General features: G+C 41.5%; 26 protein-coding genes and 1 tRNA gene. 7 read left to right on the top strand and 20 right to left on the bottom strand.

Translation table 11 applies throughout. The features are described from left to right. Nucleotides 1-224: 224 nt before the first annotated feature. From TZ91_RS01845 to cshA, 4 genes are all read right to left on the bottom strand, one after another. Nucleotides 225-310: transfer RNA gene (locus tag TZ91_RS01845), tRNA-Leu, on the bottom strand. Nucleotides 311-390: 80 nt separating this feature from the next. After that, nucleotides 391-966 carry a cysteine hydrolase family protein gene (locus TZ91_RS01840; protein ID WP_033686808.1) on the bottom strand — a complete coding sequence of 192 codons (576 nt, stop codon included), beginning with the start codon at nt 964-966 and terminating at the stop codon, nt 391-393. After that, nucleotides 966-1,754, bottom strand: a complete 789-nt coding sequence (gene codY, locus TZ91_RS01835) for a GTP-sensing pleiotropic transcriptional regulator CodY (protein WP_000940721.1) — start codon at nt 1,752-1,754, stop codon at nt 966-968. Before codY ends, TZ91_RS01840 begins: the two co-directional genes overlap by 1 nt. A 255-nt stretch (nt 1,755-2,009) precedes the next feature. Next, on the bottom strand, nt 2,010-3,584 hold the full coding sequence (gene cshA, locus TZ91_RS01830) for a degradosome RNA helicase CshA (RefSeq protein ID WP_023940285.1): 1,575 nt from the start codon (nt 3,582-3,584) through the stop codon (nt 2,010-2,012). Nucleotides 3,585-3,913: 329 nt separating this feature from the next. On the opposite strand from cshA, the gene TZ91_RS01825 reads away from it, so the two are divergent. From TZ91_RS01825 to TZ91_RS01805, 5 genes are all read left to right on the top strand, one after another. Continuing rightward, a complete protein-coding gene (locus TZ91_RS01825; RefSeq protein WP_004255717.1) occupies nt 3,914-5,230 on the top strand; it encodes an FAD-containing oxidoreductase in 1,317 nt (438 codons plus the stop codon). 602 nt (nt 5,231-5,832) lie between these two features. Beyond that, on the top strand, nt 5,833-6,588 hold the full coding sequence (locus tag TZ91_RS01820) for a hypothetical protein (protein ID WP_033686809.1): 756 nt from the start codon (nt 5,833-5,835) through the stop codon (nt 6,586-6,588). Between the two features lie 292 nt (nt 6,589-6,880). Further along, on the top strand, nt 6,881-8,224 hold the full coding sequence (murT, locus tag TZ91_RS01815; protein WP_033686810.1) for a lipid II isoglutaminyl synthase subunit MurT: 1,344 nt from the start codon (nt 6,881-6,883) through the stop codon (nt 8,222-8,224). Continuing rightward, a complete protein-coding gene (gatD, locus tag TZ91_RS01810) occupies nt 8,224-9,006 on the top strand; it encodes a lipid II isoglutaminyl synthase subunit GatD (protein WP_033686811.1) in 783 nt (260 codons plus the stop codon). The genes murT and gatD overlap by 1 nt, the downstream gene beginning before the upstream one ends. 127 nt (nt 9,007-9,133) lie before the next feature. Then, the gene (locus tag TZ91_RS01805; RefSeq protein ID WP_033686812.1) at nt 9,134-10,216 is read left to right on the top strand and encodes a M24 family metallopeptidase; all 1,083 of its coding nucleotides are present in this window, start codon (nt 9,134-9,136) and stop codon (nt 10,214-10,216) included. A gap of 101 nt (nt 10,217-10,317) precedes the next feature. Here the strand turns inward: TZ91_RS01805 and TZ91_RS01800 are convergent, their stop codons facing one another. From TZ91_RS01800 to TZ91_RS01765, 8 genes are all read right to left on the bottom strand, one after another. Then, complete coding sequence (locus tag TZ91_RS01800) at nt 10,318-10,779, bottom strand: ECF transporter S component (RefSeq protein WP_000814974.1); 462 nt, start codon at nt 10,777-10,779, stop codon at nt 10,318-10,320. Beyond that, nucleotides 10,757-11,530: a bifunctional hydroxymethylpyrimidine kinase/phosphomethylpyrimidine kinase gene (locus TZ91_RS01795; RefSeq protein WP_000794772.1), complete on the bottom strand. Its 774-nt coding sequence runs from the start codon at nt 11,528-11,530 to the stop codon at nt 10,757-10,759. Before TZ91_RS01795 ends, TZ91_RS01800 begins: the two co-directional genes overlap by 23 nt. Further along, nucleotides 11,520-12,269, bottom strand: a complete 750-nt coding sequence (gene truA / locus TZ91_RS01790; protein WP_045596995.1) for a tRNA pseudouridine(38-40) synthase TruA — start codon at nt 12,267-12,269, stop codon at nt 11,520-11,522. Before truA ends, TZ91_RS01795 begins: the two co-directional genes overlap by 11 nt. 99 nt (nt 12,270-12,368) lie before the next feature. Continuing rightward, nucleotides 12,369-13,520: an MFS transporter gene (locus TZ91_RS01785; RefSeq protein WP_023946242.1), complete on the bottom strand. Its 1,152-nt coding sequence runs from the start codon at nt 13,518-13,520 to the stop codon at nt 12,369-12,371. 124 nt (nt 13,521-13,644) lie between these two features. Beyond that, nucleotides 13,645-14,274 carry a Pr6Pr family membrane protein gene (locus TZ91_RS01780; RefSeq protein WP_000033942.1) on the bottom strand — a complete coding sequence of 210 codons (630 nt, stop codon included), beginning with the start codon at nt 14,272-14,274 and terminating at the stop codon, nt 13,645-13,647. 2 nt (nt 14,275-14,276) lie between these two features. Beyond that, entirely contained in the window at nt 14,277-14,615 is a 339-nt protein-coding gene (locus TZ91_RS01775) for a zinc ribbon domain-containing protein YjdM (protein WP_001061596.1), read from the bottom strand. A 129-nt stretch (nt 14,616-14,744) separates the two neighbouring features. Continuing rightward, a complete protein-coding gene (gene cmk / locus TZ91_RS01770; protein WP_033686813.1) occupies nt 14,745-15,416 on the bottom strand; it encodes a (d)CMP kinase in 672 nt (223 codons plus the stop codon). Nucleotides 15,417-15,425: 9 nt separating this feature from the next. Continuing rightward, the gene (locus TZ91_RS01765) at nt 15,426-15,917 is read right to left on the bottom strand and encodes an SAG1386/EF1546 family surface-associated protein (RefSeq protein WP_023946238.1); all 492 of its coding nucleotides are present in this window, start codon (nt 15,915-15,917) and stop codon (nt 15,426-15,428) included. Between the two features lie 45 nt (nt 15,918-15,962). Here TZ91_RS01765 and TZ91_RS09975 point away from each other — a divergent pair, with 45 nt between their 5' ends. Next, a complete protein-coding gene (locus tag TZ91_RS09975; protein WP_004235080.1) occupies nt 15,963-16,160 on the top strand; it encodes a ferredoxin in 198 nt (65 codons plus the stop codon). A gap of 57 nt (nt 16,161-16,217) precedes the next feature. Here TZ91_RS09975 and TZ91_RS01760 read toward each other — a convergent pair whose 3' ends face one another. From TZ91_RS01760 to TZ91_RS01735, 6 genes are all read right to left on the bottom strand, one after another. After that, the gene (locus TZ91_RS01760) at nt 16,218-17,183 is read right to left on the bottom strand and encodes a glycosyltransferase family 2 protein (RefSeq protein ID WP_033686887.1); all 966 of its coding nucleotides are present in this window, start codon (nt 17,181-17,183) and stop codon (nt 16,218-16,220) included. A 1-nt stretch (nt 17,184) separates the two neighbouring features. After that, entirely contained in the window at nt 17,185-18,204 is a 1,020-nt protein-coding gene (gene galE / locus TZ91_RS01755) for a UDP-glucose 4-epimerase GalE (RefSeq protein ID WP_033686814.1), read from the bottom strand. 102 nt (nt 18,205-18,306) lie between these two features. After that, a complete protein-coding gene (locus tag TZ91_RS01750) occupies nt 18,307-19,410 on the bottom strand; it encodes an NAD(P)/FAD-dependent oxidoreductase (RefSeq protein ID WP_033686815.1) in 1,104 nt (367 codons plus the stop codon). 16 nt (nt 19,411-19,426) lie between these two features. Beyond that, nucleotides 19,427-20,224, bottom strand: coding sequence for a Nif3-like dinuclear metal center hexameric protein (locus TZ91_RS01745; RefSeq protein ID WP_033686816.1), 798 nt, complete (start codon nt 20,222-20,224; stop codon nt 19,427-19,429). Further along, complete coding sequence (locus TZ91_RS01740; RefSeq protein ID WP_033686818.1) at nt 20,211-20,888, bottom strand: tRNA (adenine(22)-N(1))-methyltransferase; 678 nt, start codon at nt 20,886-20,888, stop codon at nt 20,211-20,213. The genes TZ91_RS01745 and TZ91_RS01740 overlap by 14 nt, the downstream gene beginning before the upstream one ends. A gap of 102 nt (nt 20,889-20,990) precedes the next feature. Further along, complete coding sequence (locus tag TZ91_RS01735) at nt 20,991-23,327, bottom strand: cation-translocating P-type ATPase (RefSeq protein ID WP_045596991.1); 2,337 nt, start codon at nt 23,325-23,327, stop codon at nt 20,991-20,993. Between the two features lie 132 nt (nt 23,328-23,459). Between TZ91_RS01735 and TZ91_RS01730 the strand changes: the two genes are divergently transcribed. Continuing rightward, nucleotides 23,460-24,209, top strand: a complete 750-nt coding sequence (locus TZ91_RS01730; protein ID WP_033686820.1) for a lysophospholipid acyltransferase family protein — start codon at nt 23,460-23,462, stop codon at nt 24,207-24,209. Nucleotides 24,210-24,252: 43 nt separating this feature from the next. On the opposite strand, the gene TZ91_RS01725 is transcribed toward TZ91_RS01730, so the two are convergent. Next, nucleotides 24,253-24,945 (bottom strand): alpha/beta hydrolase-fold protein, encoded by a 693-nt coding sequence (locus TZ91_RS01725; protein WP_033686821.1) that lies wholly within the window; start codon nt 24,943-24,945, stop codon nt 24,253-24,255. Beyond that, nucleotides 24,926-25,936, bottom strand: a complete 1,011-nt coding sequence (locus tag TZ91_RS01720; RefSeq protein WP_045596989.1) for an ABC transporter substrate-binding protein — start codon at nt 25,934-25,936, stop codon at nt 24,926-24,928. The genes TZ91_RS01725 and TZ91_RS01720 overlap by 20 nt, the downstream gene beginning before the upstream one ends. Nucleotides 25,937-25,954: the final 18 nt, after the last annotated feature.

The following is a 25,954-nucleotide window of genomic DNA, read 5'->3' as shown; positions in this document are numbered from 1 at the left end:
TTTTATAATTTATTACATTATATCATAAAAATTAAAGCAATCGAAACAATCGTGAAATAAAAATTGAGAACTATATACCAGTTTACATCAACCTCAATATGTAGTGTTTCGGCAATATCAAAAAAAGGACGAATTTCGTCCTTTCTAGATCTTAGGTTTTCTCAACCCACTAAAGTTGACAAAGAGCCAAACAAAAGAGCTAGCCTAAGCTAACTCTTATCCTATGCGGAGAGAGGGACTTGAACCCTCACGACCTAAAGCGGTCACAGGATCCTTAGTCCTGCGCGTCTGCCAATTCCGCCATCCCCGCGTCGATTACTTTACTAGTATATCAACTTTTAGGATGCTTGTCAACACTTTTTTTCAATTTTTTTCATTTCATCTACTAAATTACTCTGAAATTTCATTTAGATTTTCATCTACTAACTTAGCTCCAAGTGTATTTTTGAAATGACCTAGGGCAAATTGATGATTTTCAGGCCAGATGGAAGCAACAGCTGGTTTAACAATCTCGATATCATATCCTAGATTATAGGCATCTATAGCTGTATGCAGGACACAGATATCCGTCAAGACCCCTGTTAAGATAACTGTAGAAACGCGACGCTCTCTCAAACGGATATCCAGGTCAGTCCCTGAAAAAGCAGAGTAATGGCGTTTATCCATCCAAAAGACACGACTGTCTGAACCATGCTCTTGATAAAAGGTCGCCAAATCTCCGTATAAATTCCGTCCACTAGTCCCAATCAAATTGTGAGGAGGAAATAGCTTGCTTTCTGGATGGAAACAATCGTTTTCTTCATGAGCATCGATGGTAAAAAAGATGTAATCTCCGCGTTCAAAAGCTAACCGAGTTACCTTGCTGATGGCATCCGAAATCGCCTGAGCTGGAGCACCTGCTGTCAATTTTCCACTATCAGCAACAAAATCTTCTGTATAATCAATCGAAATCAAAGCCTTAGTCATTAGTAATCTCTTTTCTTCACTTCTTCAAAAATATCTGAAATCAAGACCTTAAGATAGGTTCCCTTCATTCCAAGTGAGCGACTTTCAATAATCCCTGCAGATTCAAGTTTACGAAGAGCATTGACAATCACAGAGCGGGTGATTCCGATACGGTCTGCAATCACAGACGCAGTTAACTGGCCTTCATTTCCATTTAATTCCCCTAAAATTGCTGAAACAGCACGGAGTTCTGAATAAGAAAGGGTGTTAACCGCCATGGTAACAGCAGTACGGCGACGGATATTTTTCTCATCTTCTTCACGCTGGAAATTAAGGAGTTGAATCCCAACAACGGTACTCGCAATCTCAACAAGAATCAAGTCCTCGTCTTCGAATTTTTTATCATTGCGCCAAATAATCAAAGAACCAAGTCGAATCCCTGATACATGAATCGGTGCTATAGTCGTCAAACCATCTGGAAAGTCGGCACGACTTTCCACAGGAAAAATACTTAAATCATGATCAACTGTCAGATTGGCTTCTGTATCGTAAATCATGTTCGCACCTTGAATGTAGTCATCCGGGAAAATTTTAGTTTGGAAGAATTGCTCTACACGATCTGTATTGGTTTTGTAACGCATAAAATAGCCAAGGAGACGTCCCTTGCTATTAACGATACAGGCGTTACAGTCAATAATATCTGCCAATTGACGGGTAATCGCATTGTAGGGAAGTTCTTCCTGCAACTGCTCATCTGAGCGCTTCAGGATAGAAGTAATTTTTCTAGTTTTTTCTAATAAATGTGCCATTTTTCACCTCGAATTTAATCGCTATCATTATAACATAAACAGCTTGAATTTTCAATTATTATCTGAAAATTGCTTATTTAATTGCAATTTGAAAAAACAAGAATATTTTTAATTAAATTGCTTCTTTTCTATTGACAAGCTCCCTATTTTTGTGTATTATAATATCATAAGAAAATAATATATCTATTTTATTTATCTTTCTTTTCCATTCGGTCTCCTTATATAAAAAAGCGATTCATTTTGAACCGCTTTTTCTTATTTATCGCCCTTGTTACGAATAACAAAGCCTGTTTGCTTTTCGCTTGAAGTATTGCGTGGTTTTTTATTATCCTTACGGTAACGTTTTTCCTTATCAAAACGATCATTGCCACGACTTCCTTTTTTGAAATCATCACGACGACCACCACGACGGTTGTCTCCTCGGCGATTATCACGACGGTCATCTCCACGACGACCTCCCTTAGCTTTACCACCGAAGCCATTACCTGATGGTTTAAACGGTAGTGGTTTTTCACGCGCAATCTCTACCTCAGGAAGACTATCAGGATCTTGAACAGTGAGACTCAAAATATACATTGCCAATTCTTCTGGAGTAAATTCGGCAGCTAGCTTACGAGCATCCTTACCAAATTTCTCAAAGTTGGCACGGATAGTCTCATCTGCAAAATCACGCTCGATTTTCTTAAGAGCTACCTGTTTTTTAGCTTGGAAGGCTTCTTCTGCACTTGCAGGTTTGAGACCTTTCATTCGTTTCTTAGTCAAGTTTTCAATGATTTGGAGGTAGCCCATTTCATTTGGTGATACGAAAGTAATAGACTGACCTGACTTACCAGCACGACCTGTACGACCAATACGGTGAACATAACTTTCAGGATCTTGTGGAATATCGTAGTTATAGACATGGGTCACACCTGAAATATCCAAGCCACGCGCTGCAACGTCTGTCGCAACCAAAACATCAAGATTGCCATTTTTAAAGTCACGAAGGACACGAAGACGTTTGTTTTGGTCTAGGTCTCCATGAATTCCTTCCGCACGGAAGCCACGGATTTTAAGACCACGAGTCAATTCATCTACACGACGTTTTGTACGACCAAATACGATAGCAAGTTCTGGTTGTTCCACATCCATAAGACGAGTCATGGTGTCAAATTTTTCTTGTTCTTTAACTCGGATGTAGTATTGGTCAACCAATTCTGTGGTCAATTCCTTAGCCGCAATCTTCACATGCTCAGGTTCTTTCATAAACTGAACACCGATACGTTTGATGGCATCTGGCATAGTTGCTGAGAAAAGTAAGGTTTGACGGTTTTCAGGGACACGAGAAATGATAGCTTCGATATCTTCAAGGAAGCCCATGTTGAGCATTTCATCCGCTTCGTCAAGGATAAGAGTTTCAATATCTTGTAATTTCAAGGCCTTGCGTTTAATCAAGTCCAAGAGACGACCTGGAGTTCCCACCACGATATGGGCACCAGATTTAAGAGCCTTAATTTGTTTTTCAATGCTTGATCCGCCATATACTGAGCGGACTTTGACTCCCTTACTACGACCAAATCGGAAGAGTTCTTCTTGACTTTGGACAGCAAGTTCACGTGTTGGAGCGATAACCAAAGCTTGGATGGTCGCTTCTTCTGTACGGATTTTTTCAAGGGTAGGCAAACCAAAGGCTGCAGTTTTTCCTGTACCAGTCTGAGCTTGACCGATAACGTCCTTGCCTTCAAGGGCCAAGGGAATGGTTTGTTCTTGGATCGGACTGGCTTCTACAAAACCAGCTTTTTCAATCTCTGCTAGCAAATCAGCAGACAAGTTTAATTCATTAAATTTCACGATATTCTTCTTTCTAAAGGTGGTGCGAAGCCACCCTATAGGGCTTAGTTTATACTTTTCTTTTTATGACGTATTTTCATATACTGGATATAAAATCGTGTTGCTTCTTTTCCACAAAAGAAAAGTACTGTTTTCTTTGCAACCTATCTAGTATAACACAAGAGAGAAGCAAAAGATAGCCTAATCCATCGATAAAGTCATGTAAACGATTTTTCTGAGAAAATAAAGTTAAACTTTCCACTATTTCATAAACTTTTTTAAAGCGTAGCAGAATTGTGCAAAAGTTTTTTTCTTGTGCTAGAATGAAATTCGAATAGGAGGAACTCTAAATGTTAACTTATGATTTAATCGTTATCGGATTTGGTAAAGCTGGTAAAACACTAGCAGGTAAATTGGCTTCAGCTGGTAAAAAAGTTGCCCTCGTTGAACGTAGCAAAGCTATGTACGGTGGAACTTGTATCAACATTGGTTGTATCCCAACTAAGACTTTGCTGGTTGCTGCTGAGAAAGACTTGTCTTTTGAAGAAGTGATTGCTACCAAAAACACTATCACTAGTCGCCTCAACGGTAAAAACTATGCTACTGTTGCTGGTACAGGCGTAGATATCTTTGATGCGGAAGCTCACTTCCTTTCAAATAAAGTCATCGAAATCCAAGCTGGTGATGAAAAGAAAGAACTGACTGCGGAAACAATCGTCATCAATACTGGTGCTGTTTCAAACGTCTTGCCAATCCCTGGACTCGCTACAAGTAAAAACGTCTTTGACTCAACAGGTATCCAAAACTTGGACAAATTGCCTGAAAACCTTGGAGTCCTTGGTGGTGGAAATATCGGTCTTGAATTCGCTGGTCTTTACAACAAACTTGGAAGCAAGGTCACAGTCCTAGATGCCTTGGATACTTTCCTTCCTCGTGCAGAACCTTCCATCGCAGCTCTTGCTAAACAATACATGGAAGAAGACGGTATTGAATTGCTTCAAAATATCCGTACTACTGAAATCAAAAACGACGGTGACCAAGTCCTTGTCGTAACTGAAAATGAAACTTACCGTTTCGATGCCCTTCTTTACGCAACTGGACGCAAACCAAATGTAGAACCACTTCAACTTGAAAATACAGATATTGAACTAACTGAACGTGGTGCTATTAAAGTAGACAAACATTGTCAAACAAACGTTCCTGGTGTTTTTGCAGTTGGAGATGTCAACGGTGGCCTTCAATTTACTTACATTTCACTTGATGACTTCCGTGTTGTTTACAGCTACCTTGCTGGAGATGGCAGCTACACACTTGAAGACCGTCTCAATGTACCAAATACTATGTTCATCACACCTGCACTTTCACAAGTTGGTTTGACTGAAAGCCAAGCAGCTGATTTGAAACTTCCATACGCAGTGAAGGAAATCCCTGTTGCAGCAATGCCTCGTGGTCACGTAAATGGAGACCTTCGTGGAGCTTTCAAAGCTGTGGTTAATACTGAAACAAAAGAAATTCTTGGAGCAAGCATCTTCTCAGAAGGTTCTCAAGAAATCATCAACATCATCACTGTTGCTATGGACAACAAGATTCCTTACACTTACTTCACAAAACAAATCTTCACTCACCCAACCTTGGCTGAGAACTTGAATGACTTGTTTGCAATTTAAGTTGAGATTTAATCGTATCTAACAGCCCTCTTTGGGCTGTTTTTACTTCTGTGGAACCTCAAATCTGTCTTTTCCCTCTTTTGTGATATAATAGCCAAACTTTATTTAGCAGTCCTAATTATATATTGAGTTTCAGGTCACTCTTTCAAATATCAGCAATACATATGCCTTTGAATAACTCGCTTCAGCTCATCGTTTTATGGGTAATTTAAAAAGTATATTTTGCAATGATTGTTTCATGCCTAATTAGTAAATTATCCACTCTTTGCACGGGTCGTATGTGTATTTTCATCGTTTGTGAGAAGATTTTACCGTTTGCAAATTGATGGTTAAGTCGATATATTTTTTCTTCTTAAATATTTTCCAAATTATTTAATCTTCTTAAAGATAAGAATCACTTTCTAACCAATCAAAGGATACTTCAAATTTCTTCGTTCTTGATAATATGAGCAATACTCTGCAAAATGTTTAAACTTTATCATTGTAAAAAATATCGAAAGAAATCCCATATTACATTAGTATATATTTGGTATGGGATGAAATTGACTTTCGAAAATATTAACTATATAATGTCTGTAAACAAGAAATAATGAGGTAACGATATGAATAAAACAGAATTACTATTACAAAGACTAGATGATATTGGTCAGTCTCTAAAAGATTCTAGACAAGCACTAGCTTTGCTGGCACTTGGTTCTTGCGGAGCAGAAAGAGAACGATTGGATCAGTACTCCGATTTGGATTTCTTTGTTATTGTAAAAGATGGCTACAAGCAGGCCTATATCCAGGACCTAACCTGGTTAAGTAATCTAGAACCAATTGCATTTCACTACCAAAATACAGTGGACGGACATAAAGTTCTATTTGAAGATGATGTTTTTTGTGAATTTGCTATCTTTGAAGCTCACGAACTAGTAAACATTCCCTTCGCTGAAGGCAAAATTATCTGGAAGGAGGTCGGTTTTGATGGAACAATCTGCCAGCCACAAAGATTGCCATCAAAAGAAAATAGAGATCGTGAATGGCTGTTGGGAGAAATTTTATGCAACCTATATATAGGACTAGGTCGCTATCAACGAGGGGAAAAATTGGCTGCTTATGATTTCATCCAAAACAGATCTGTCAAGCTCTGGACTGAACTAATCAATTTGGAAAAAACTTCTAAATCTAATTTTATAGATATTTTTAACAGCAACAGACGATTTGAAAAAGGTTATCCAAATGAAGCCAAACAATTACCCTACTTTTTGCAAGGTTACGAACGAATTTCTGAATCTGCTCAGGCACTCCTAGAATATCTTGATAAACACTATCCTCTTAACGCATTTATAAAAGAAAAAATTCGTAATTTATTATAAAAGAGACTTTCCAAAAAATAATCTAAATCCCAAAAGTTAGGTATCTTTGTCAACTATAATGGATTAATGAAATTTTAAAGCCTGTAGAAGGTAATCGATGTCCTCTCCTTTCTTATGTTCAGAGCAAGAAAGATTTATTTCTTAAAGTTGCCAAAGTTATCAAATTCAAAGATATTATATTTGATTGGTTTAATCAGAACCTAAAAAGCACCTCTAAGGTTACTTCTTTAGTTGATCTTAGAGTTTACTTTAGTTATTGGACTGCCGGGCGGCAGTATGATATAATAGAAACATGAAATTAAAAACTACTTTGGGCCTCCTAGCTGGGCGTTCTTCTCACTTCATCTTGAGCCGTCTTGGCCGTGGAAGTACGCTCCCAGGAAAACTCGCCCTCCAATTTGATAAAGATATTTTACAAAACCTTGCTAAGAACTACGAGATTGTCGTGGTCACTGGAACCAACGGAAAAACCTTGACAACTGCTCTCACTGTCGGCATTTTAAAAGAGGTTTATGGTCAAGTTCTGACCAACCCAAGCGGTGCCAACATGATTACAGGAATTGCGACAACCTTCTTAACAGCCAAATCTTCTAAAACTGGGAAAAATATTGCCGTCCTAGAAATCGACGAAGCCAGTCTATCTCGTATCTGTGACTATATCCAGCCAAGCCTTTTTGTCATCACGAATATCTTCCGTGACCAGATGGACCGCTATGGTGAAATTTACACAACTTACAAGATGATTTTGGATGCCATTCGTAAGGTGCCTACGGCTACTGTTCTCCTTAATGGAGACAGTCCACTTTTCTACAAGCCAGCTATTCCAAATCCTGTACAGTATTTTGGTTTTGACTTAGAAAAAGGACCCGCTCGAGAAGCTCACTACAATACAGAAGGAATTCTCTGTCCTGACTGCCAAGGCATCCTCAAATATGAGCACAATACCTATGCCAACTTGGGGGCCTATATCTGTGAAAATTGTGGCTGCAAACGTCCTGATCTCAACTATTGCTTGACAGAACTAGTTGAGTTGACCAACAATCGCTCTCGCTTTGTCATTGACGGACAAGAATACGGTATTCAAATCGGTGGTCTCTACAATATCTACAACGCCCTAGCTGCAGTTGCTATCGCCCGTTTCCTTGGTGCAAATCCACAACTCATCAAGCAGGGATTTGACAAGAGCCGTGCAGTCTTTGGACGCCAAGAAACCTTCCATATCGGTGACAAGGAATGTATCCTCGTCTTGATTAAAAATCCAGTCGGTGCAACTCAAGCTATCGAAATGATTAAACTGGCTCCTTATCCATTTAGCCTATCTGTCCTCCTTAACGCTAACTATGCAGACGGCATTGACACCAGCTGGATCTGGGATGCTGATTTTGAACAAATCACTGACATGGACATTCCCGAAATCAACGCTGGCGGTGTTCGTCATTCTGAAATCGCGCGTCGTCTACGGGTAACAGGCTATCCAGCTGATAAAATCACTGAAACAAGCAATCTGGAACAAGTTCTTAAGACAATTGAAAACCAAGACTGCAAGCATGCCTATATCCTGGCTACCTATACTGCTATGCTGGAATTCCGTGAACTGCTGGCTAATCGTCAGATTGTTAGAAAGGAGATGAACTAATGGTTTATACTTCACTTTCCTCAAAAGATGGCAATTACCCTTATCAGCTCAACATTGCCCACCTCTACGGAAACCTCATGAATACCTACGGGGACAATGGAAACATCCTTATGCTCAAGTACGTGGCTGAAAAACTAGGGGCCCATGTGACGGTTGATATCGTTTCTCTCCATGATGACTTTGACGAAAATCACTACGACATCGCCTTTTTCGGTGGTGGCCAAGACTTTGAACAGAGTATCATTGCAGACGACCTACCTGCTAAAAAAGAGAGCATTGACAACTACATCCAAAACGACGGTGTGGTACTCGCTATCTGCGGTGGTTTCCAACTATTGGGTCAATATTATATTGAAGCTTCAGGGAGACGTATCGAAGGACTAGGGGTCATGGGCCACTACACGCTCAACCAGACCAATAACCGTTTTATCGGGGACATCAAGATTCATAATGAAGATTTCAATGAAACCTACTATGGATTTGAGAATCATCAGGGCCGTACCTTCCTCTCAGATGATCAAAAACCACTGGGACAGGTTGTCTATGGAAATGGAAATAACGAAGAAAAAGTCGGCGAAGGGGTTCATTATAAGAATGTCTTTGGTTCCTACTTCCACGGGCCTATCCTCTCTCGTAATGCCAATCTAGCTTATCGCCTAGTCACTACTGCCCTCAAGAAGAAATATGGTCAGGACATTCAACTCCCTGCTTATGAAGACATTCTCAGCCAAGAAATCGCTGAAGAATACAGTGATGTCAAAAGCAAGGCTGACTTTTCTTAAACAAAGGAAAATGATATCAAAGAACTCCGTTATCTTGTCGGAGTTCTTTTTGTCTGTTCTTTTACCCTTCTCCCTTGCATTTTCTCTCATTTTTTGCCAAAATAGAGGGGTAGAAAGAAGGTAGCATATGTCTAAATTACAACAAATCGTAACATATCTTGAATCAGAAAAACTAGACGTCGCTGTCGTATCTGACCCCGTCACAATCAATTACCTCACTGGCTTTTACAGTGATCCCCATGAACGCCAAATGTTCCTTTTTGTCCTAGCGGATCAGGAACCCCTCCTTTTTGTCCCAGCCCTTGAAGTGGAGCGTGCGAGCAGCACTGTTTCCTTCCCAGTTGTGGGCTATGTGGACTCTGAAAATCCATGGCAAAAAATGAAACATGCTCTTCCACAACTTGACTTCAAACGTGTCGCTGTTGAGTTTGACAATCTCATCTTGACCAAATATCATGGCTTGAAAACAGTTTTTGAAACTGCTGAGTTTAACAACCTCACTCCTCGTATCCAACGCATGCGCCTCATCAAATCAGCTGACGAAGTGCAAAAAATGATGGTTGCAGGTCTCTATGCTGACAAGGCAGTTAAGGTTGGTTTTGACAATATTTCTCTTGATAAGACTGAGACAGATATCATCGCTCAAATTGACTTTGCTATGAAACGTGAAGGCTATGAAATGAGCTTTGACACCATGGTCTTGACAGGTGATAATGCTGCAAATCCACACGGCATTCCAGCAGCAAATAAGGTTGAAAATAATGCTCTTCTCCTCTTTGACCTTGGTGTTCTAGTCAACGGCTATGCGTCAGATATGACTCGTACAGTCGCTGTCGGTAAACCAGACCAATTCAAGAAAGACATTTACAACTTGACTCTTGAAGCCCAACAAGCTGCTCTTGACTTTATCAAACCAGGTGTGACTGCCCATGAAGTGGACCGCGCTGCCCGTGAGGTCATCGAAAAAGCTGGTTACGGTGAGTACTTCAACCACCGTCTCGGTCACGGTATCGGTATGGATGTCCACGAATTCCCATCTATCATGGAAGGGAACGACATGGTCATCGAAGAAGGCATGTGCTTCTCTGTTGAACCAGGTATCTATATCCCTGGTAAAGTCGGTGTTCGTATTGAAGACTGTGGTGTTGTTACCAAGGATGGCTTTGACCTCTTTACAAGCACCAGCAAAGACTTGCTTTATTTTGATTAATATTCTTCGAAAATCTTCCCACAATAAAACGCATAGTATCAAGGTTTCAAGACCTGATACTATGCGTTTTTCTTATTTGAAAGACTTTTGACTCAGCCTCTTTACTTAATCTTCTTGATACTTTGACTAAGAATAAATCCTACAATCATCCCTACCATATTTTGCATGAAATTTGGTAGAATTTCTGGTAGGGCTGATGCCCAGCCATTCATCAAAGTAGAACCCAAGGCGTAACCCCCTACCATGGCAATCGTTGCTAAGATAAGGCCTAACCACTGAGTTTTTCCTTTAAATCCTGCGAAAAATCCCTGCAAGCCATGGTTGACCAAGCTAAATAACATCCACTGAGGATAGCCTGATAAGAGGTCAATCAAGAAACCTGCTAGTCCTCCGACTACAGCCCCTTCACGACTACCAAAGTAGAAGGCCGCGAAGAAGACACCCGCATCTAAAAGAGTTAGAATGCCTGTCGGTGTTGGAATTTTTAAGAAATAACCTAGAACCACAGAGAGGGCGGTTAATAGGGATACAAGGGCGATTTTAGTTGTTTTGGTTTGCTTCATATTGTCTTACTCCATACTGATCTGCTTGTGCAATAGCACGATAAACGAAAGCCTTAGAGCTTTCTACTGCTGGTAAAAGTTCATCACCTTTAACCAAGTGACTGGCAATGCTAGAGGCAAAGGTACAACCTGCACCAGCATTTTGCCCTTGGATAACAGGATTTTCTAGGACTGTAAAGTTTTGTCCATCATAAAAGACATCTACAGCCTTGTCCTGACTAAGGCGATTGCCTCCCTTGATAATGACTGCTGGCGCGCCTAAGTCATGCAATTTCTGAGCTGCTGTTTTCATGTCTTCCAAGGTTTTAATTTCCTGACCTGCCAATAATTCTGCTTCAGGAAGATTAGGCGTAATCACACTGACATGAGGGAAAAAGCGAATCAACTCTTGGCAGAGTTCACTAACTGCTACGTCGTGCGTTTCCTTGCAGACCAAGACAGGATCCAGAACCACAGGCACTCCTGGGCGTTGCTTGATAAAGTCCAATGCCTTCTCAGCCACACTGACAGTAGGGAGAAGACCAATCTTAATTCCCCCAAACTCCACATCACGCAAGCTATCTAATTCATGTTGAAAAATGGTATCGTCAGTTGGAAAGACTTCAAAGCCCTTTTCTGTTAAAGCTGTCAAACAAGTCACTGCTACAAAGCCATGCAAGCCGTTCAAGGTATAGGTAGCCAAATCAGCTGACAGGCCACCACCACTAAAAATATCATTTCCAGAAAGTGCTAAAATACGATTATTCTTCATAACGAATCTCCTTTAAATATAAACCATTTGGTGCTGCAGTGGGACCTGCAAGCTGCCTGTCCTTTTTCTTCAAGATGAGGTCAATCTGCTCTACTGGCATGCGGTTATTGCCGATTTTGAGCAGTGTCCCCACCATATTGCGAATCTGCTTATACAAGAAACCATTTCCTGAAAAGGTAAAGGTCAAAAACTGACCTGTCTCATCAACTGCTAAACTAGCTTCTGTGATGGTGCGAACCTTATCCTCTACACTAGTCCCAGAGGCTGTAAAACCGGTAAAATCATGGGTTCCCTCTAGCTTTTTGATTGCAATCTGCATGCGTTCCACATCGAGTGGGTAGGGAAAGTGAGTGGCATAGTGACGGCGCATAGGATTTTTGGGACGTCCTCTATCCACGATAAACTCATAGGTCTTACTGTGCTTAGCATAACGGCAATGGAAATCATCTGCCACAAGCTCAATTGAAATCACATCAATATCTTCAGGAGACTGGGTGTCCAAAGCAAAACGGAGCTTCTCCTCATCCATCTGATAAGGTAGATCAAAATGAATCACCTGACCCAGAGCATGAACCCCACTATCTGTCCTACCAGCACCGTGAACAGTAATGGCTTGCCCTTTATTTAACCTGGTCAAGGTTTTTTCAATTTCTTCCTGAACGCTACGCGCATGAGGCTGGCGCTGAAAACCAGCAAAGACGTAACCATCATAGGAAATAGTTGCTTTATATCTTGTCATAACTTCTATTTTATCAAGAAATTAGTCTGTAAACAAGGCCCTAAATCAAATAGTGTCTGGGTACAAAAATCCAAAAAAGAAAAACTTAGGAAACCAATCCTAAGCTCTCTTTTGAAGTAGGTACATGACAAAGATAGAGGTTACAATTAACCAAGATCCTAAGATAGCAAAGACCAACATCCCATTGTGAGTTAATAAGCCAATTGCACCTAGAACGAATGGAGTCGTAAAGGCTCCGAAACTACAGCCTAAAACTGCAAATGAGGTTGCTTGATTGAGGAGTTTAGCTGGAATTCGTTCAGAGACAAGTTGAAAGACTGTCGTCAAGGCTACACTGTAGGCAAAGCCAGCCAGAATACTTCCTGCCACTACCACCCACAAGGATGGAGACAAGGCAATCACGATTTGCCCTAAGCCGAAGGTAATACCAGACCAGAGGAGCAGTTTCTCTTTAAATATTGAAATCAGGAAAGAAAAACTCACACCAGCCACAATCCCGATTAACTGCATGACACTAAGAACAAAACTAGATAACTGGGCATCTCCCAGTCCTCTTTCCACCATCAGACTTGGAATACGGATGGTAATAGCTGTATTGGTACAAACTACAACCGCCGCTTCAATAGCTAAGATAAAAATCAAGCCCTTCATTTCCCGAGTTAAGCGACTTGCTTCCTTCGTTTTTTTCTTGACTTCTTTCTTTTCTTTTCCATAAGGTACAAAGAGCAGATAAAGGATCAGAACTAAAAATCCAGCACTATAAGCTAAGAAAGTAGCTGTCCAACCAAAGGCCAACAATTGGCCGACTGCCAAGGTAATGAGAGAAGCCCCAACGACCTCTGCAGAACCGCGTAGCCCTAACATCTGAATTCTCGTTTTTCCTTGATAGCGTTCACTGATAATAGAAATGGCCTTGGCATTGATCATCCCAACACCTAAACCAAAAAGAATCCGTGTTCCAAAGACAAAAGGATAAGCTTGGTACCAAAAGGGAGCAGTTCCACTTAGTGATAAAATCAGCAATCCCAAACTGATCTGTAAGCGCTCAGGAAATATTTTTTCTAAGAAACCATTTAGTAGTAACATAATCATGATCCCAAAAGATGGCAAGCTCGCTAAGAGCTCAATTTGTTCCTTAGGATAACCTTGATAATAGTCAAACATAGCTGGCAGGGCACTCGAGATGGAAAAGGAGGTAATCAAAACGAGGGAGAGAGCCAAAATACTGGCCCGTTCTAAAAATTGTTTCATGAAATCTCTTTCTATATTTCTCTTAATCTTCTACTTTTTTGATAGTTATCAAACAGGCAAGAAAAGAAGAAGCCTCTTTAGTGTATAGACTCCTTCTTAAACTCGAAAATGAATCCCTTGTGTCTTAGGATGACTTTCTCTTGATTTGCTTAATAAAGTAGAAGATAAATCCTGCCACCATATAGGCAACAAAGATAATCAGACACCACTTGAACACGACATCCCAACCCTTGTTTACATTCAAAAAGAAGTAAGGGAAGGGACTGACCTTAGAATTAGGAACATCAAGTTTCAGTACCAAGCCATTAAAAAGAGCAAAAATCATATACAGCAAGGGTAAAATCGTCCACACAATTGGATCCCAAATCTTGTATTGACCCTGTTTGTCAAAAAAGAGGGTATCTGCTAAAAACCAAAGGGGAACGATATAGTGGCAAAGGAAATTTTCTAGGGTATAGAAATTAGTCGCAATGGGTGCCAAGAGGAAATGGTAAATCACACAGGTAATCATGATACTCATAGTGACTCCACCTTTTAAGCGCAAGAGACTTGGCCTTTGCCAGTTTTCACCTAAACGGCTCATAACCTTTAGGAGATAGAGCGTAAAAATCGCTACTAAGAGGTTGGACAGAACCGTATAATAGAGCAGCATCCCAAATCCACCATGCTTGGCGATTTCAAGATAAACTCCCGTAAAAGCCGCTAGAAACAAGAAGATACGGCTATAAAATACAAGTTTATAGTGTTTTGACATGCTTAAATTTTCTTCACAAACTCTGATTTGAGTTTCATGGCACCAAAGCCATCAATTTTACAGTCGATATTGTGGTCGCCTTCTACGATGCGGATATTCTTCACGCGCGTCCCTTGTTTCAAATCTTTTGGCGCACCTTTTACTTTCAAATCCTTGATGAGGGTTACAGTATCACCATCAGCCAATTTATTTCCATTGGCATCGATAGCAACAAGGCCCTCTTCTACATCTGCAACTTCAGCAGGATTCCACTCATAAGCACACTCTGGGCAAACCAGTAGGGCACCGTCTTCGTAGACATACTCTGAGTTACATTTTGGGCAATTTGGTAGGTTGTTCATGGTTTCTCCTTATCATCATTCACTATTCTTTGAAAATCAAAATTTCTCGAACAGCAACTATTATACCCTAAAATCAGCATTTTGACAAATTTAGAAAAAACCGATATCAATCTATCGGCTTTTCTACATCTACATTCTTTTTTCAGCTTCTGCTTTGATTTTTTCAACTACTTCTTGAATTTTCAAGCCAGTTGTATCAAGGTAGACAGCGTCCTCTGCTTGTTTGAGAGGCGAAGTCTCACGATGACTATCCTTGTAGTCACGCGCAGCAATTTCCTCTTTTAGGGTTTCAAGGTCTGTTTCAATTCCCTTGGCAATATTTTCCTTGTAACGGCGCTCTGCTCTTTCATCTACCGAAGCTACTAGGAAAATTTTCAATTCTGCTTGTGGCAATACAACAGTCCCAATATCGCGACCATCCATGACAATACCGCCTTGCTGGGCAATCTCTTGTTGGAGAGAAACTAGTTTCTCACGCACTTCAGGAATTGCTGCGATGGCAGAAACATGATTGGTCACTTCATTTTCACGGATAGGATGGGTAATATCCACATCTCCTACAAAGACAAGCTGTTCTCCAGTTTCTGAGCGCCCGAAACTGATTGGATGCTGGTCCAATAAGTCTAAGAGTTCTTCAACTTGTTCAACTTCTAATTGGTTCTTGAGAGCCATGTAGGTCGCTGCACGATACATAGCACCTGTATCTAGGTAGGTGAATCCAAAATCCTTGGCAATAATCTTTGCGACCGTACTCTTGCCACTTGAAGCTGGACCATCGATAGCAATTTGAATCGTCTTCATTTATGACTCCTATCTAGTCTTAATCACATCTCCAGGATTAGCAAACCAAGATCCTGTAGCCATATGGCCAGGATTCAAAGCCTCTAACTGAGCAATCGAGATTCCTGCACGAGCGGCAATGGCGGCTTCTCCTTCTCCAGCCATAACTTTTGTAGTTCCTTCTGGATCATTTGGATGTTCTGAGCTACTAGATGACTCTTCTACCTTCTCCTCTGAACTAGAAGATGCCTGCTCTGAACTACTACTAGAAGTAGAAGAAACTTGCTCTACTTTTGTATCTGAATCGTGAAAATCTTTCAAGGCTGCTGTGCGATTACTCCCACCCGATGAAAGATAGATAAGAACAATAATCATCACAACTACAATCACAAAGAAAATACTTGCTAAAATAGTCAAGATACGATTAGCCAGCACTCCTCCACCTTGTTCTCTCTTACGACGTTCTGATCTTGTTTCTTCTTGATTCTCATAAATATCTTCTTGCCACGGTTCTTTTGCCATACCTTACTCCTTGTTTTTTTTTACTTTTCTTATTACAATATAAATATGAAAATCACACTTATACCTGAACGTTGCATTGCCTGTGGGCTTTGCCAAACTTATTCTGAATTATTTGATTACCACGATAATGGAATCGTGCGTTTTTACGATGACCCTGACCAACTAGAAAAAGAAATCTCTCCTAGTCAGGACGTCGTAGAAGCTGTTAGAAACTGTCCGACACGTGCCTTGATTAAAGATTAACTCTAACATCGATAAGAACGTTCCACTCCTTCTAGTTTAGCATATTTCCATGCAAAATTATAGTCTTTTCTCTTTATTTTTTTCTGTAAGATCAGGAAGGTCACTTTTTTCTTTGACGAGATAAAGTGGTCTTTTTTTAGTCTCTAGATAAATCTTACTGATATACTTGCCGAGAATCCCAATGGTCAAGAGTTGAATCCCTCCGAGAAAGAGAATAACAGCCATCAGAGAGGTCCAACCTGATGTCGGATTGCCCAAAATGAGGGTCCGAACCACAACAAAAAAGGTCATAAGTAGAGAAATAAAACAAGATAGGAGACCTGCCACAAAGGCGATAATCAAGGGAAAATCTGAAAAATTAACAATCCCTTCAATGGAGTAGAAAAAGAGTTGCCTAAAACTCCAACTGGTCTTGCCAGCCTGCCTTTCGACATTTGGATAGTCCAGATAGTGGGTTTTAAAACCCACCCAGGCAAAGAGCCCCTTTGAAAAACGATTGGACTCGGTCAAAGCTAAAATAGCATCGACTACAGATCTTCTCATCATGCGAAAATCACGGACACCTGACGGCAAGGCTACTGGACTAATTTTTTGCATAAGACGATAAAAGAGATTAGCACAGAAACTGCGAAAGAAGGGTTCTCCCCCTCGACTGGTTCTGCGTGTTCCAACACAGTCCAAGTCTGCATTTTTGTCTAGTAGAGCTTTCATCTCAAGCAACATACTAGGAGGATCTTGGAGGTCTGCATCCATCACCACCACCAAATCTCCTGTCGCATATTGCAAGCCTGCATAGAGAGCTGCTTCTTTGCCAAAATTTCGAGAGAAAGAAATATAATGAACTGCCGGATTTTGCTCCCGATAGGACTTTAAGAGTTCCAAGGTCCCATCACTTGATCCATCGTCGACAAAGACATACTCAATTTCTGTTTCCAAATCTGGAAGTAAAGCTTCCAAAGCCTGATAAAAAAGAGGAAGTACTTCCTCTTCGTTTAAACAGGGGACAATGATTGACATCACCATCTTAGTCTTCAAATCCATTTGGATGCTTGCTTTGCCAACGCCATGCGTCTTCACACATTTGGGTGATGCCTAACTCTGCTTCCCAGCCAAGTTCTGCTTTGGCTTTTGCGGGATCTGAATAGCAGGCTGCGATATCCCCTGGGCGACGGTCTACGATGCGGTAAGGAATTGGACGTCCCACTGCTTTTTCCATGTTTTGGATAATTTCAAGAACAGAATAACCTTTACCTGTTCCAAGGTTATAAACGTTTAGACCTGAACCTTTTTGGATTTTTTTCAGAGCTGAAACGTGACCTTTGGCCAAATCGACAACGTGGATATAGTCACGAACACCAGTTCCGTCTTCCGTATCGTAATCGTCTCCAAATACTTGCACTTGCTCTAATTTCCCAACGGCTACTTGAGTCACATATGGCAAGAGATTGTTTGGAATACCGTTTGGATTTTCTCCTAAATCGCCACTCTCATGTGCTCCGATTGGGTTAAAGTAACGAAGCAAGACCACATTCCATTCTGAGTCTGCTTTGTAAATATCCGTCAAAATTTCCTCTAGCATGAGCTTGGTGCGGCCATATGGGTTGGTCACTGAAAGTGGGAAATCTTCCAAGATTGGCACTGTATGCGGATCTCCGTAAACTGTCGCAGAAGAACTGAAAATAATGTTTTTACAGTTGTTTTCTTCCATGACCTTCAAAAGACTAACAGTTCCAGCGATATTGTTGTCATAGTAGGCAAGAGGGATACGTGTTGATTCGCCAACAGCCTTCAAACCAGCAAAGTGAATGACCCCTGTTGGTTCTTCTTGCTTGAAAATATCTCTGAGGGTATCTGTATCACGAATATCTGCCTCATAGAAAGGCACTTCAACTCCTGTAATTCTCTCAACAACTTCTAAACTTTTTCTATTACTATTAACAAGGTTATCCACCACAACAACTTGATGACCTGCTTGGATTAACTCAATAACTGTGTGGGTTCCGATAAAACCTGCTCCACCCGTTACCAAAATCTTTTCTTGCATCTTTTTTCCTCGATTCTCGGATTATTTTTTCTTATTTTACCATTTTTGATAGGGAATGTCATTTGCCATCCTAGAGGGGAGGCTAAAATTTCAGTAAAATGCTTATTCGCTTTTTACCAGTTTGACATAGTTCTCAATTGGGTAGTTTGCTGGATCTAAGGTCATTTCCCTGCTTTGGACCAGTTGAGCTAGGTGGTAACCAATGATAGGACCCGTTGTGAGACCTGATGAACCTAGTCCACTAGCAGCATAGACACCTGCCAATTCTGGCACCTGCCCAAAGAAAGGTGAGAAATCACTAGTGTAGGCACGGATTCCCACACGCTCACCAGCTCTGGTAGCTTCTACTAAACTAGGATAGCAAGGCAGGGCTGCCTCCTCCATTTGTTGGAGCAAGGTTTCATCTACCGTCAAATCAAATCCTATACCATTTTCATGAGTAGCACCTAAGGACAATTTCCCACCTGCAAAAGGAATCAAATCCCACTCCCCTTCTGGCATAACAACAGGGTAAGCTTCCATGTCTTGGGCAAGTTGATAATCTCGGAGTTGCCCCTTTTGGGGACGAACATCTACTTCATAACCTAAAGGCTCTAACAGGTGTCCCAACCAAGCTCCCGTCGCCAAAATAACCTGCTCAAACTCCTCTTCACCAATCTGGTAGCCTGACGCTAAAGGTGTCAGAGTCACTTTTTCTTTGACCAGCTTAACCTGACTGGCTTCTAGCAAACGAGTCACTAAGAGTTGACCATCTACTCTCGCTCCACCAGAAGCATAGAGCAAGCGATCAAATCCCTGCAAGCCAGGGAATAATTCATTTGCTGATGCTTGGTCCAGAATGGCTAACTGGCCTATCAAGGGAGATTCTTCTCTACGCTCTAAGGCTAGTTGATAGAGTTCTTCCAACTTGGGTTCATTCTTCTTCAAGAGAAAGACTCCCGAACGTTGGTAAAAATCGATTTCTTGTCTTGATTTCTCTAAATCAGCTAGTAAATCCACGTAAAAGTCAGCCCCCAAGCGCGCCATTTTGTACCAGGCCTTATTGCGGCGTTTGGAAAACCAAGGGCTGATAATTCCTGCTGCAGCCTTGGTAGCCTGACCTTTTCCATGGTCAAAGACGGTTACCTCTATGTCACTTTCTTTCGAGAGGTAGTAGGCTGCTGTTGCTCCTACAATACCTGCTCCAATAATGGCAACTTTTTTCATTGTTTTCACTTTCTAACTAGATATGGTGAAAAGGATTGGTTGATGCTTGACTAGGCAAGATATCAATAGTCCAGCCCTTCTCTTCCTTCCATTGACTAAGAAGTGCTGCAATTTTTTCTACAAAAAGCACTTCGATATAGTGACCTGGGTCCAATGCTAGCAAGCCATCAGACAACATATCCTGGGCAGTGTGGTAGTAAATATCACCAGTGATATAGACATCTGCCCCCTTTGCCAAAGCATCCTTATAGAATGACTGCCCACTTCCACCACAGATGGCCACTCTTGAAATAGACTTCTGCAAATCACTCTCTTGATAATGCACCAATCGAAGACTATCTAAACCAAAGACTTGCTTGACATGTTGGGCCAATTCCCCAAATGTCTGAGACTGAATATTTCCAATACGTCCAATCCCACGTTCAGGGCCAGTTTCCTGCAGATAAGTCGTTTCCTCGATACCTAGCATCTGACAGAACCAATCATTGAGGCCATTTTCAACGATGTCAATATTGGTATGACTGACATAAACTGCAATGTCATGCTTGATGAGGTCGATGTAAATCTGATTTTGCGGACGGCCAGCTACCAAATCCTTGATGGGACGGAAAATCGGTGCATGCTTGACAATAATCAAATCCACACCCTTTTCAATGGCTTCAGCCACCGTTTCTTCACGAATATCCAGAGCAACCATGACACTTTGGATATCCTTGTCCAAAGTGCCAATTTGCAGGCCACGACTGTCTCCCTCCATAGAAAATTCCTGAGGGCAAAAGGCTTCATATGCGTTAATTACCTCACTTGCTAGCATGGAGAACCTCCTTGATGGCTTGAATCTTATCTACTAGAACTTGACGTTCTTCCAGATTTTTGTCTGGGATTTGTCCAAGGGCAAACTCTAGCTTAACAGCTTCTTTTTGCCATTTTTGGACAAATACTGGACTGACTTCTTTGGACAAGAAAGGTCCAAAGCGGACATCACTGGCTGATAGCTTCATTTGTCCTGCTTCCACCACCAAAATCTCGTAAAACTTGCCAGCTTCTTCTAAGATGCTTTCGGCTATAATCTGAAAACCATTGTCTTGCAACCAGATACGCAAGTCGTCTTCACGATTATTAGGCTGGAGGATCAAACGCTCTACATTAGCTAACTTGTCCAAGCCTTCTTCTAGAATCCTAGCAATCAAGCGCCCGCCCATACCAGCAATGGTGATAACCGACACTTGGTCTTCCTCTTCAAAGGCTGCCAAGCCATTGGCTAAACGAACTTGAATTTTCTCCTTTAGACCATGAGCTTCAACATTCTTAACCGCGGACTGGTAGGGGCCTTCCACCACTTCCCCTGCAATGGCACCTTCAATTTGTCCTCTTTCGACTAACTCGATAGGCAGATAGGCATGGTCACTTCCAACATCTAGCAAAATTGCTCCCTGTGGCACAAAGGAAGCCACTAATTCTAATCTCTTTGAAATCATCTTCTCTCACTTTCCAAAACTCTATTCCCTCTTATTATACCACATTTCAGCTAGCACTCCTGTACCTAAAAAAGACCGCAATCCACAGATTGCAGTCTTTCTTTATTTTCTGACTTGATAGCGACTAGTCAGGATGAAAATCACGGTAAAGACCAACATCATGACACCATAAACAGGTAATGTTTGTCCTGTTAAGGTTGAAATTTCAAGCAGTTTTTGAATTCTTGGGAAGAGAGCTGTGGCTAGGAAGCCTCCTACTGACCAAACAATCAAGAGGACACGCCATAGGGTAAATGGCATGCAGGCTCTAAATACGGATAAGAAACCAATAGACCCAAGCAGATAATAGAGGAGGGTTGAGATTTCTATCTCAGACCAGCCTTGGCTACTTCCAAATATTTTCACAAAGAGGACGCTAAACACAACCATGAGAGCACTTGGTAGGGCACGAAGCATGGATCTTCTGAGGAAGTTTGGCTCGACAGGTTTGATATTTCGCTCAAAAGTCAGAACGAATGGTGGGAAACCTTCCACGAACTGGTCAATCATGGTAATCTGAATTGGAATGAAGGGGAAAATCAAGATCCACTCAGACCGACCTAATAAAGCACTGGCAATACAGATAACTGCGAGCAAGAAAGAATAGATGGTCTTTATCAAGAAGATCGGGGCGATGTGGGCAATGTTATTGACCACACGACGACCTTCAAAGAGAATCTCAGGAACATCATTAAAGTCAGAATTCAAGAGAACCAGATTGGCAATCTGACGAGTCGCAGGATCCCCCTCCGCCATCACGATGGAACAATCTGCCTCACGAAGGGCTAGAATATCATTGACCCCGTCTCCTGTCATAGCTGTTGTATGCCCCGCTTTTTTCAGCGTTTGAATGATGAGTTTCTTTTGATGAGGGGAAACACGTCCGAAAATAGCAGTCTCCTCCGCCAGAGCAATCAATTCCTCATCCGTAATTTTCGAGCAATCTACATAGCTGTCATAGTCCGCAAAGCCAGCCTTCTGGGCAATACTGGACACTGTAACTGGATTGTCACCAGAGATGATCTTGAGACCCACTTCCTGAGAACGGAGATAGTCCAACGTCTCTGCTGCTCCCTCTCGAATCGGATCCAAGATTTCCAGCAGGGCCAGAGCCTGAATATCAGATGGTTTCTGTGGTTTGTGATGGTCTAATTTCTCCTGACTGAGAGCTAAGACCAAGACACGTGACCCTCTCTCCAAGGCCTCCCTGGCTTCGGGGACTTCAGAGTCCAGCAACATCTCAGGGGCACCTAAGAAAACTGTCCCCAGACCTCCTAACTCCATGGCTCCCCACTTGCGGTCGCTTGAGAAAGGCAGATTAGAAATCATAGGATAAGTAACTTCTCCCACAAAACGCTGTCGAATAGCTTGAGCAGTTGGATTTTTATCCTCACTATGGGCTATGTAGCTGGTCAGGATGCTAGCAATAGTCTCTTCACCATAAGTTGTCGTCAGCGGAAGAACAGCCTCTACCTGCATCTTTCCTTGGGTGATGGTACCCGTCTTGTCCAGACAGAGCATATCCACACGAGCCAAGGTCTCAACAGAGTACATCTCCTGCACCAAGACCTTTTTCAAGCCCAACTTAATCACCGCAGTCAAAAGCGAAGTAATGGTCAAAAGGGCAATTCCCTTAGGTAACATCCCCAGAAGGGCTGTCGACGAATTTACAACGGACGACTTAAGAGGCAAGCCTTTTAAAAGCAAGGCTTCTAGTAAGAGAGCCAGACCAAAAGGAATGATAATCTTCCCAGTAAAACCAGCTAGCCTGTCCAACGATTTCATGATACGAGAGTTGATTGGTTTAACGGTCTTGGCTTCCAGCATGAGTTTGGCAGCATAGTTGTCTGCACCGACATGGTGAACTTGAGCTAAAACTGACCCACTGGCTAGGAAACTTCCTGACAAAAGCAAGGCATCCACTTCCTTTTGCACCAAATCACTTTCCCCCGTCAACATGGCTTCATTGACTTCCGCAAAGCCTTCCAAAACCAAGGCATCACTGGGAATCTGCTCTCCTGCAGATAAACGAATGACATCTCCTAACACCAATTCTTCAGGATTCAGAGCCACTTCTTGGCCATCACGAATAGTCTTGACCTTTTCCTTGGTCATAAGATTGAGCTTGTCCACCATGTGTTTGGCCCGCAGCTCGGTCACAATTCCAGAAAAAGCGTTAAAGCAGATAACAGCAAAGAAGACCAAATTGCTCCAAGCCTGCACAAAGGCTAGTGCCAAAGCAATGGCAAAGTTTAAAGCGTTAAAAAGGGTAAAGACATTTCGTTTAACGATTTGCCAAGTGCTAGTACTGGCCGATGCAGTAAAATCATTGACCAAGCCCTTAGCCTGTCTTTCCTTGACATCTCTTTGGGTTAATCCCATAATCTTATTTTTATCCATAAATTCTATCATATCATTTTTTTTAACAGAATTCTAATCTCACCCCAAATATGCACCTAGTCAAGGGAAAAGTTTGCCAGCCCTCCTTTGATAAGGTATAATAATAACAAGAAAATAATCGAAGGAGATCGCATGTTTTATACTTATTTACGTGGATTGGTTGTCTTGCTCCTATGGTCCATCAATGGCAATGCCCACTATCATAATACTGATAAAATTCCTAATCAAGATGAAAATTATATTCTGGTTGCACCTCACCGCACCTGGTGGGATCCAGTTTATATGGCCTTTGCGACCAAACCAAAACAATTTATCTTTATGGCCAAAAAAGAGCTCTTTACCAACCGTATCTTTGGCTGGTGGATTCGTATGTGTGGTGCCTTTCCTATCGACCGTGAAAATCCTAGCGCCTCAGCCATCAAATATCCTATCAATGTTCTCAAAAAAAGTGACCGCTCTCTCATCATGTTTCCAAGTGGAAGCCGACACTCAAACGATGTCAAGGGTGGCGTAGCTCTGATTGCCAAAATGGCCAAGGTTCGTATCATGCCGGTTACCTACACAGGTCCCATGACTTTGAAGGGCTTGATTAGTCGTGAACGTGTCGATATGAACTTTGGAAATCCAATTGATATCTCAGATATCAAGAAAATGAGTGATGAAGGCATTGAAACAGTCGCCAATCGTATCCAAGCAGAATTTCAACGTTTGGACCAAGAAACGAAACAATGGCACAATAATAAAAAACCAAACCCACTCTGGTGGCTTATCCGCATCCCTGCCCTCATCCTTGCCATTATCCTCGCTATCCTAACCATCATCTTTAGCTTTATCGCAAGCTTCGTATGGAATCCAGATAAGAAAAGAGAAAAACTTATTTAAATAAATACAACAATCCCTTGGCAAAAGCCAAGGGATAAATCTTTTATTCGATTTTCCATTTTTGAGCTAACCAGTTAGAAAAAGCTAGAAATCTCTCATCCACTTGTTCATGATGCCCATAAGGGTCAAAGACAAACTGACAGTTCGGATAGTGTTTCTGAAGACTGGTATGGATCTGCTCAGCATAGACTGGTGCTTGAGCCAAGCGATTAGTATGGTGTGCTCCTTCTGTTTGACCGTTCTGTAAATACAGCAAACAGTCCAAATTTTTCACTGTCTCTGTCTTGCAGTAAGTCACAAAATCAGGATACCAAAAGGAACCGCAGATCGAAAAGACACAGGAAACCTTGTCAAAGCTGAAAAGACTGTAGACTGCCGCTAAACCACCTAGTGAATAACCTCCATAAGCAAGGCGTGCTTCATCCAGGCGATAAAGCGACTGCAACTTGTCTAAAAGACCTCCAAATAAATGATCATGATAGACCTTGGCCTGACCTCCAAACTCTGGAGCTCCATCTCTCAGAGCAGCTGCCTTCCAAGGAGTGTAGTCATCTAGGCGATTTTTAGAGGTCAATCCCACTAAAATCACAGATTCGGAAAGGGACGATAGGAAGTCCAAGTTTCCATCATTCAATAAAATTGCCGGATAGATTTGATTGGGGTCGTAGTTAGAAGGAAGGCTGATTTTAACTTGAATTCCTTCCCAATCAAACTCATTATTTATTGATAAAGTCATTGATTTTCTCAAGGGAATCAATCACTGCTGGACCATAGTCCATCAATTCATCGTAAGAGATGGTCATGATTTTTTGATTCTTAATAGCAGGAACGCTTTCCAAAACAGCATTTTCCTTCATCAACTCTACTGCTTTTTCATCCAATTTTTTATTGCGGTCGCTGGTTACATAGATAATCAATTCAGGATCCATTGACACGAGGTTTTCCAAGGTCAAGCCTGATGTCCCCGTAGCAACGTTTGTATAACCAAGTTGGTTCAACAAACTTTCTTGCAAAGCAGACTTGTAGGCACCGAAGGTTTCATCATTATAAGCAACCATAATCAAAGCCTTTTTCTTTTCACCTTGACTTGCTGGATTTGCTTTCTTAACAGCGTCAATTTTAGTTTGTAATTGGGCTGCGTATTCATTGGCCTTGTCCTGAACATTAAAAATCATTCCAAGATTTTTGACATCTTCTACAATATTTCCCAAATCTTGCTGAATTGTTGAGAGAGAAGCTTTTTGCGTATAAACTGGGATTTTGTTTTCATTCCAAGTGCTAACTGTCCCCAAGGATTTTTCAGAAAACATCATGTTTCGACCCATCACAGCGTCCGGCTCATAAGAAAGGACTGTCTCTTGTGAGACTGTTTTTTTATCCCCAATTTGAGGAATAGTCGCAATCGCGTCCTTGTATTTGTCCGTCACAGCATTGTCTGGATTGAGCATGCCAACAATTTTATCCTTCAACCCCAACTCCAATAAGATTTCAGTGGTTGAAAGATTGTTGGTGATAACTTTTTCAGGTGCCTTGTCAAAGACTTGTTCGACTTCATTTCCTTTAGCATCATAGGTCTTAACCGTTAACGGATAAGTCGTCTCTGCGTTTGCCTTTTGACTTGTTTCTGTGCTAGATTGTGTGGTAGCTTTTTCTGTAGTAGTATTGCCACAAGCTGCCATGGTTAGGGTAGCTACTGTTACGAGTAAAATGCTTAGTGTTTTTTTCATCTTGTTTTCCTTTTCATT

This window comes from Streptococcus mitis (assembly GCF_000960025.1).
GTDB classification, from domain to species: domain Bacteria; phylum Bacillota; class Bacilli; order Lactobacillales; family Streptococcaceae; genus Streptococcus; species Streptococcus mitis_DH.
Note: the sequence above shows the minus strand (reverse complement) of the source record. Positions and strands in the feature narration are given on the sequence as shown.

Coding starts and splice junctions, on each gene's coding strand:
- TZ91_RS01840 (WP_033686808.1), bottom strand. CDS start 966: ATGACTAAGGCTTTGATTTCGATTGATTATACAGAAGATTTTGTTGCT.
- codY (WP_000940721.1), bottom strand. CDS start 1,754: ATGGCACATTTATTAGAAAAAACTAGAAAAATTACTTCTATCCTGAAG.
- TZ91_RS01825 (WP_004255717.1), top strand. CDS start 3,914: ATGTTAACTTATGATTTAATCGTTATCGGATTTGGTAAAGCTGGTAAA.
- TZ91_RS01820 (WP_033686809.1), top strand. CDS start 5,833: ATGAATAAAACAGAATTACTATTACAAAGACTAGATGATATTGGTCAG.
- murT (WP_033686810.1), top strand. CDS start 6,881: ATGAAATTAAAAACTACTTTGGGCCTCCTAGCTGGGCGTTCTTCTCAC.
- gatD (WP_033686811.1), top strand. CDS start 8,224: ATGGTTTATACTTCACTTTCCTCAAAAGATGGCAATTACCCTTATCAG.
- TZ91_RS01805 (WP_033686812.1), top strand. CDS start 9,134: ATGTCTAAATTACAACAAATCGTAACATATCTTGAATCAGAAAAACTA.
- TZ91_RS01800 (WP_000814974.1), bottom strand. CDS start 10,779: ATGAAGCAAACCAAAACAACTAAAATCGCCCTTGTATCCCTATTAACC.
- TZ91_RS01795 (WP_000794772.1), bottom strand. CDS start 11,530: ATGAAGAATAATCGTATTTTAGCACTTTCTGGAAATGATATTTTTAGT.
- truA (WP_045596995.1), bottom strand. CDS start 12,269: ATGACAAGATATAAAGCAACTATTTCCTATGATGGTTACGTCTTTGCT.
- TZ91_RS01785 (WP_023946242.1), bottom strand. CDS start 13,520: ATGAAACAATTTTTAGAACGGGCCAGTATTTTGGCTCTCTCCCTCGTT.
- TZ91_RS01780 (WP_000033942.1), bottom strand. CDS start 14,274: ATGTCAAAACACTATAAACTTGTATTTTATAGCCGTATCTTCTTGTTT.
- TZ91_RS01775 (WP_001061596.1), bottom strand. CDS start 14,615: ATGAACAACCTACCAAATTGCCCAAAATGTAACTCAGAGTATGTCTAC.
- cmk (WP_033686813.1), bottom strand. CDS start 15,416: ATGAAGACGATTCAAATTGCTATCGATGGTCCAGCTTCAAGTGGCAAG.
- TZ91_RS01765 (WP_023946238.1), bottom strand. CDS start 15,917: ATGGCAAAAGAACCGTGGCAAGAAGATATTTATGAGAATCAAGAAGAA.
- TZ91_RS09975 (WP_004235080.1), top strand. CDS start 15,963: ATGAAAATCACACTTATACCTGAACGTTGCATTGCCTGTGGGCTTTGC.
- TZ91_RS01760 (WP_033686887.1), bottom strand. CDS start 17,183: ATGGTGATGTCAATCATTGTCCCCTGTTTAAACGAAGAGGAAGTACTT.
- galE (WP_033686814.1), bottom strand. CDS start 18,204: ATGCAAGAAAAGATTTTGGTAACGGGTGGAGCAGGTTTTATCGGAACC.
- TZ91_RS01750 (WP_033686815.1), bottom strand. CDS start 19,410: ATGAAAAAAGTTGCCATTATTGGAGCAGGTATTGTAGGAGCAACAGCA.
- TZ91_RS01745 (WP_033686816.1), bottom strand. CDS start 20,224: ATGCTAGCAAGTGAGGTAATTAACGCATATGAAGCCTTTTGCCCTCAG.
- TZ91_RS01740 (WP_033686818.1), bottom strand. CDS start 20,888: ATGATTTCAAAGAGATTAGAATTAGTGGCTTCCTTTGTGCCACAGGGA.
- TZ91_RS01735 (WP_045596991.1), bottom strand. CDS start 23,327: ATGGATAAAAATAAGATTATGGGATTAACCCAAAGAGATGTCAAGGAA.
- TZ91_RS01730 (WP_033686820.1), top strand. CDS start 23,460: ATGTTTTATACTTATTTACGTGGATTGGTTGTCTTGCTCCTATGGTCC.
- TZ91_RS01725 (WP_033686821.1), bottom strand. CDS start 24,945: ATGACTTTATCAATAAATAATGAGTTTGATTGGGAAGGAATTCAAGTT.
- TZ91_RS01720 (WP_045596989.1), bottom strand. CDS start 25,936: ATGAAAAAAACACTAAGCATTTTACTCGTAACAGTAGCTACCCTAACC.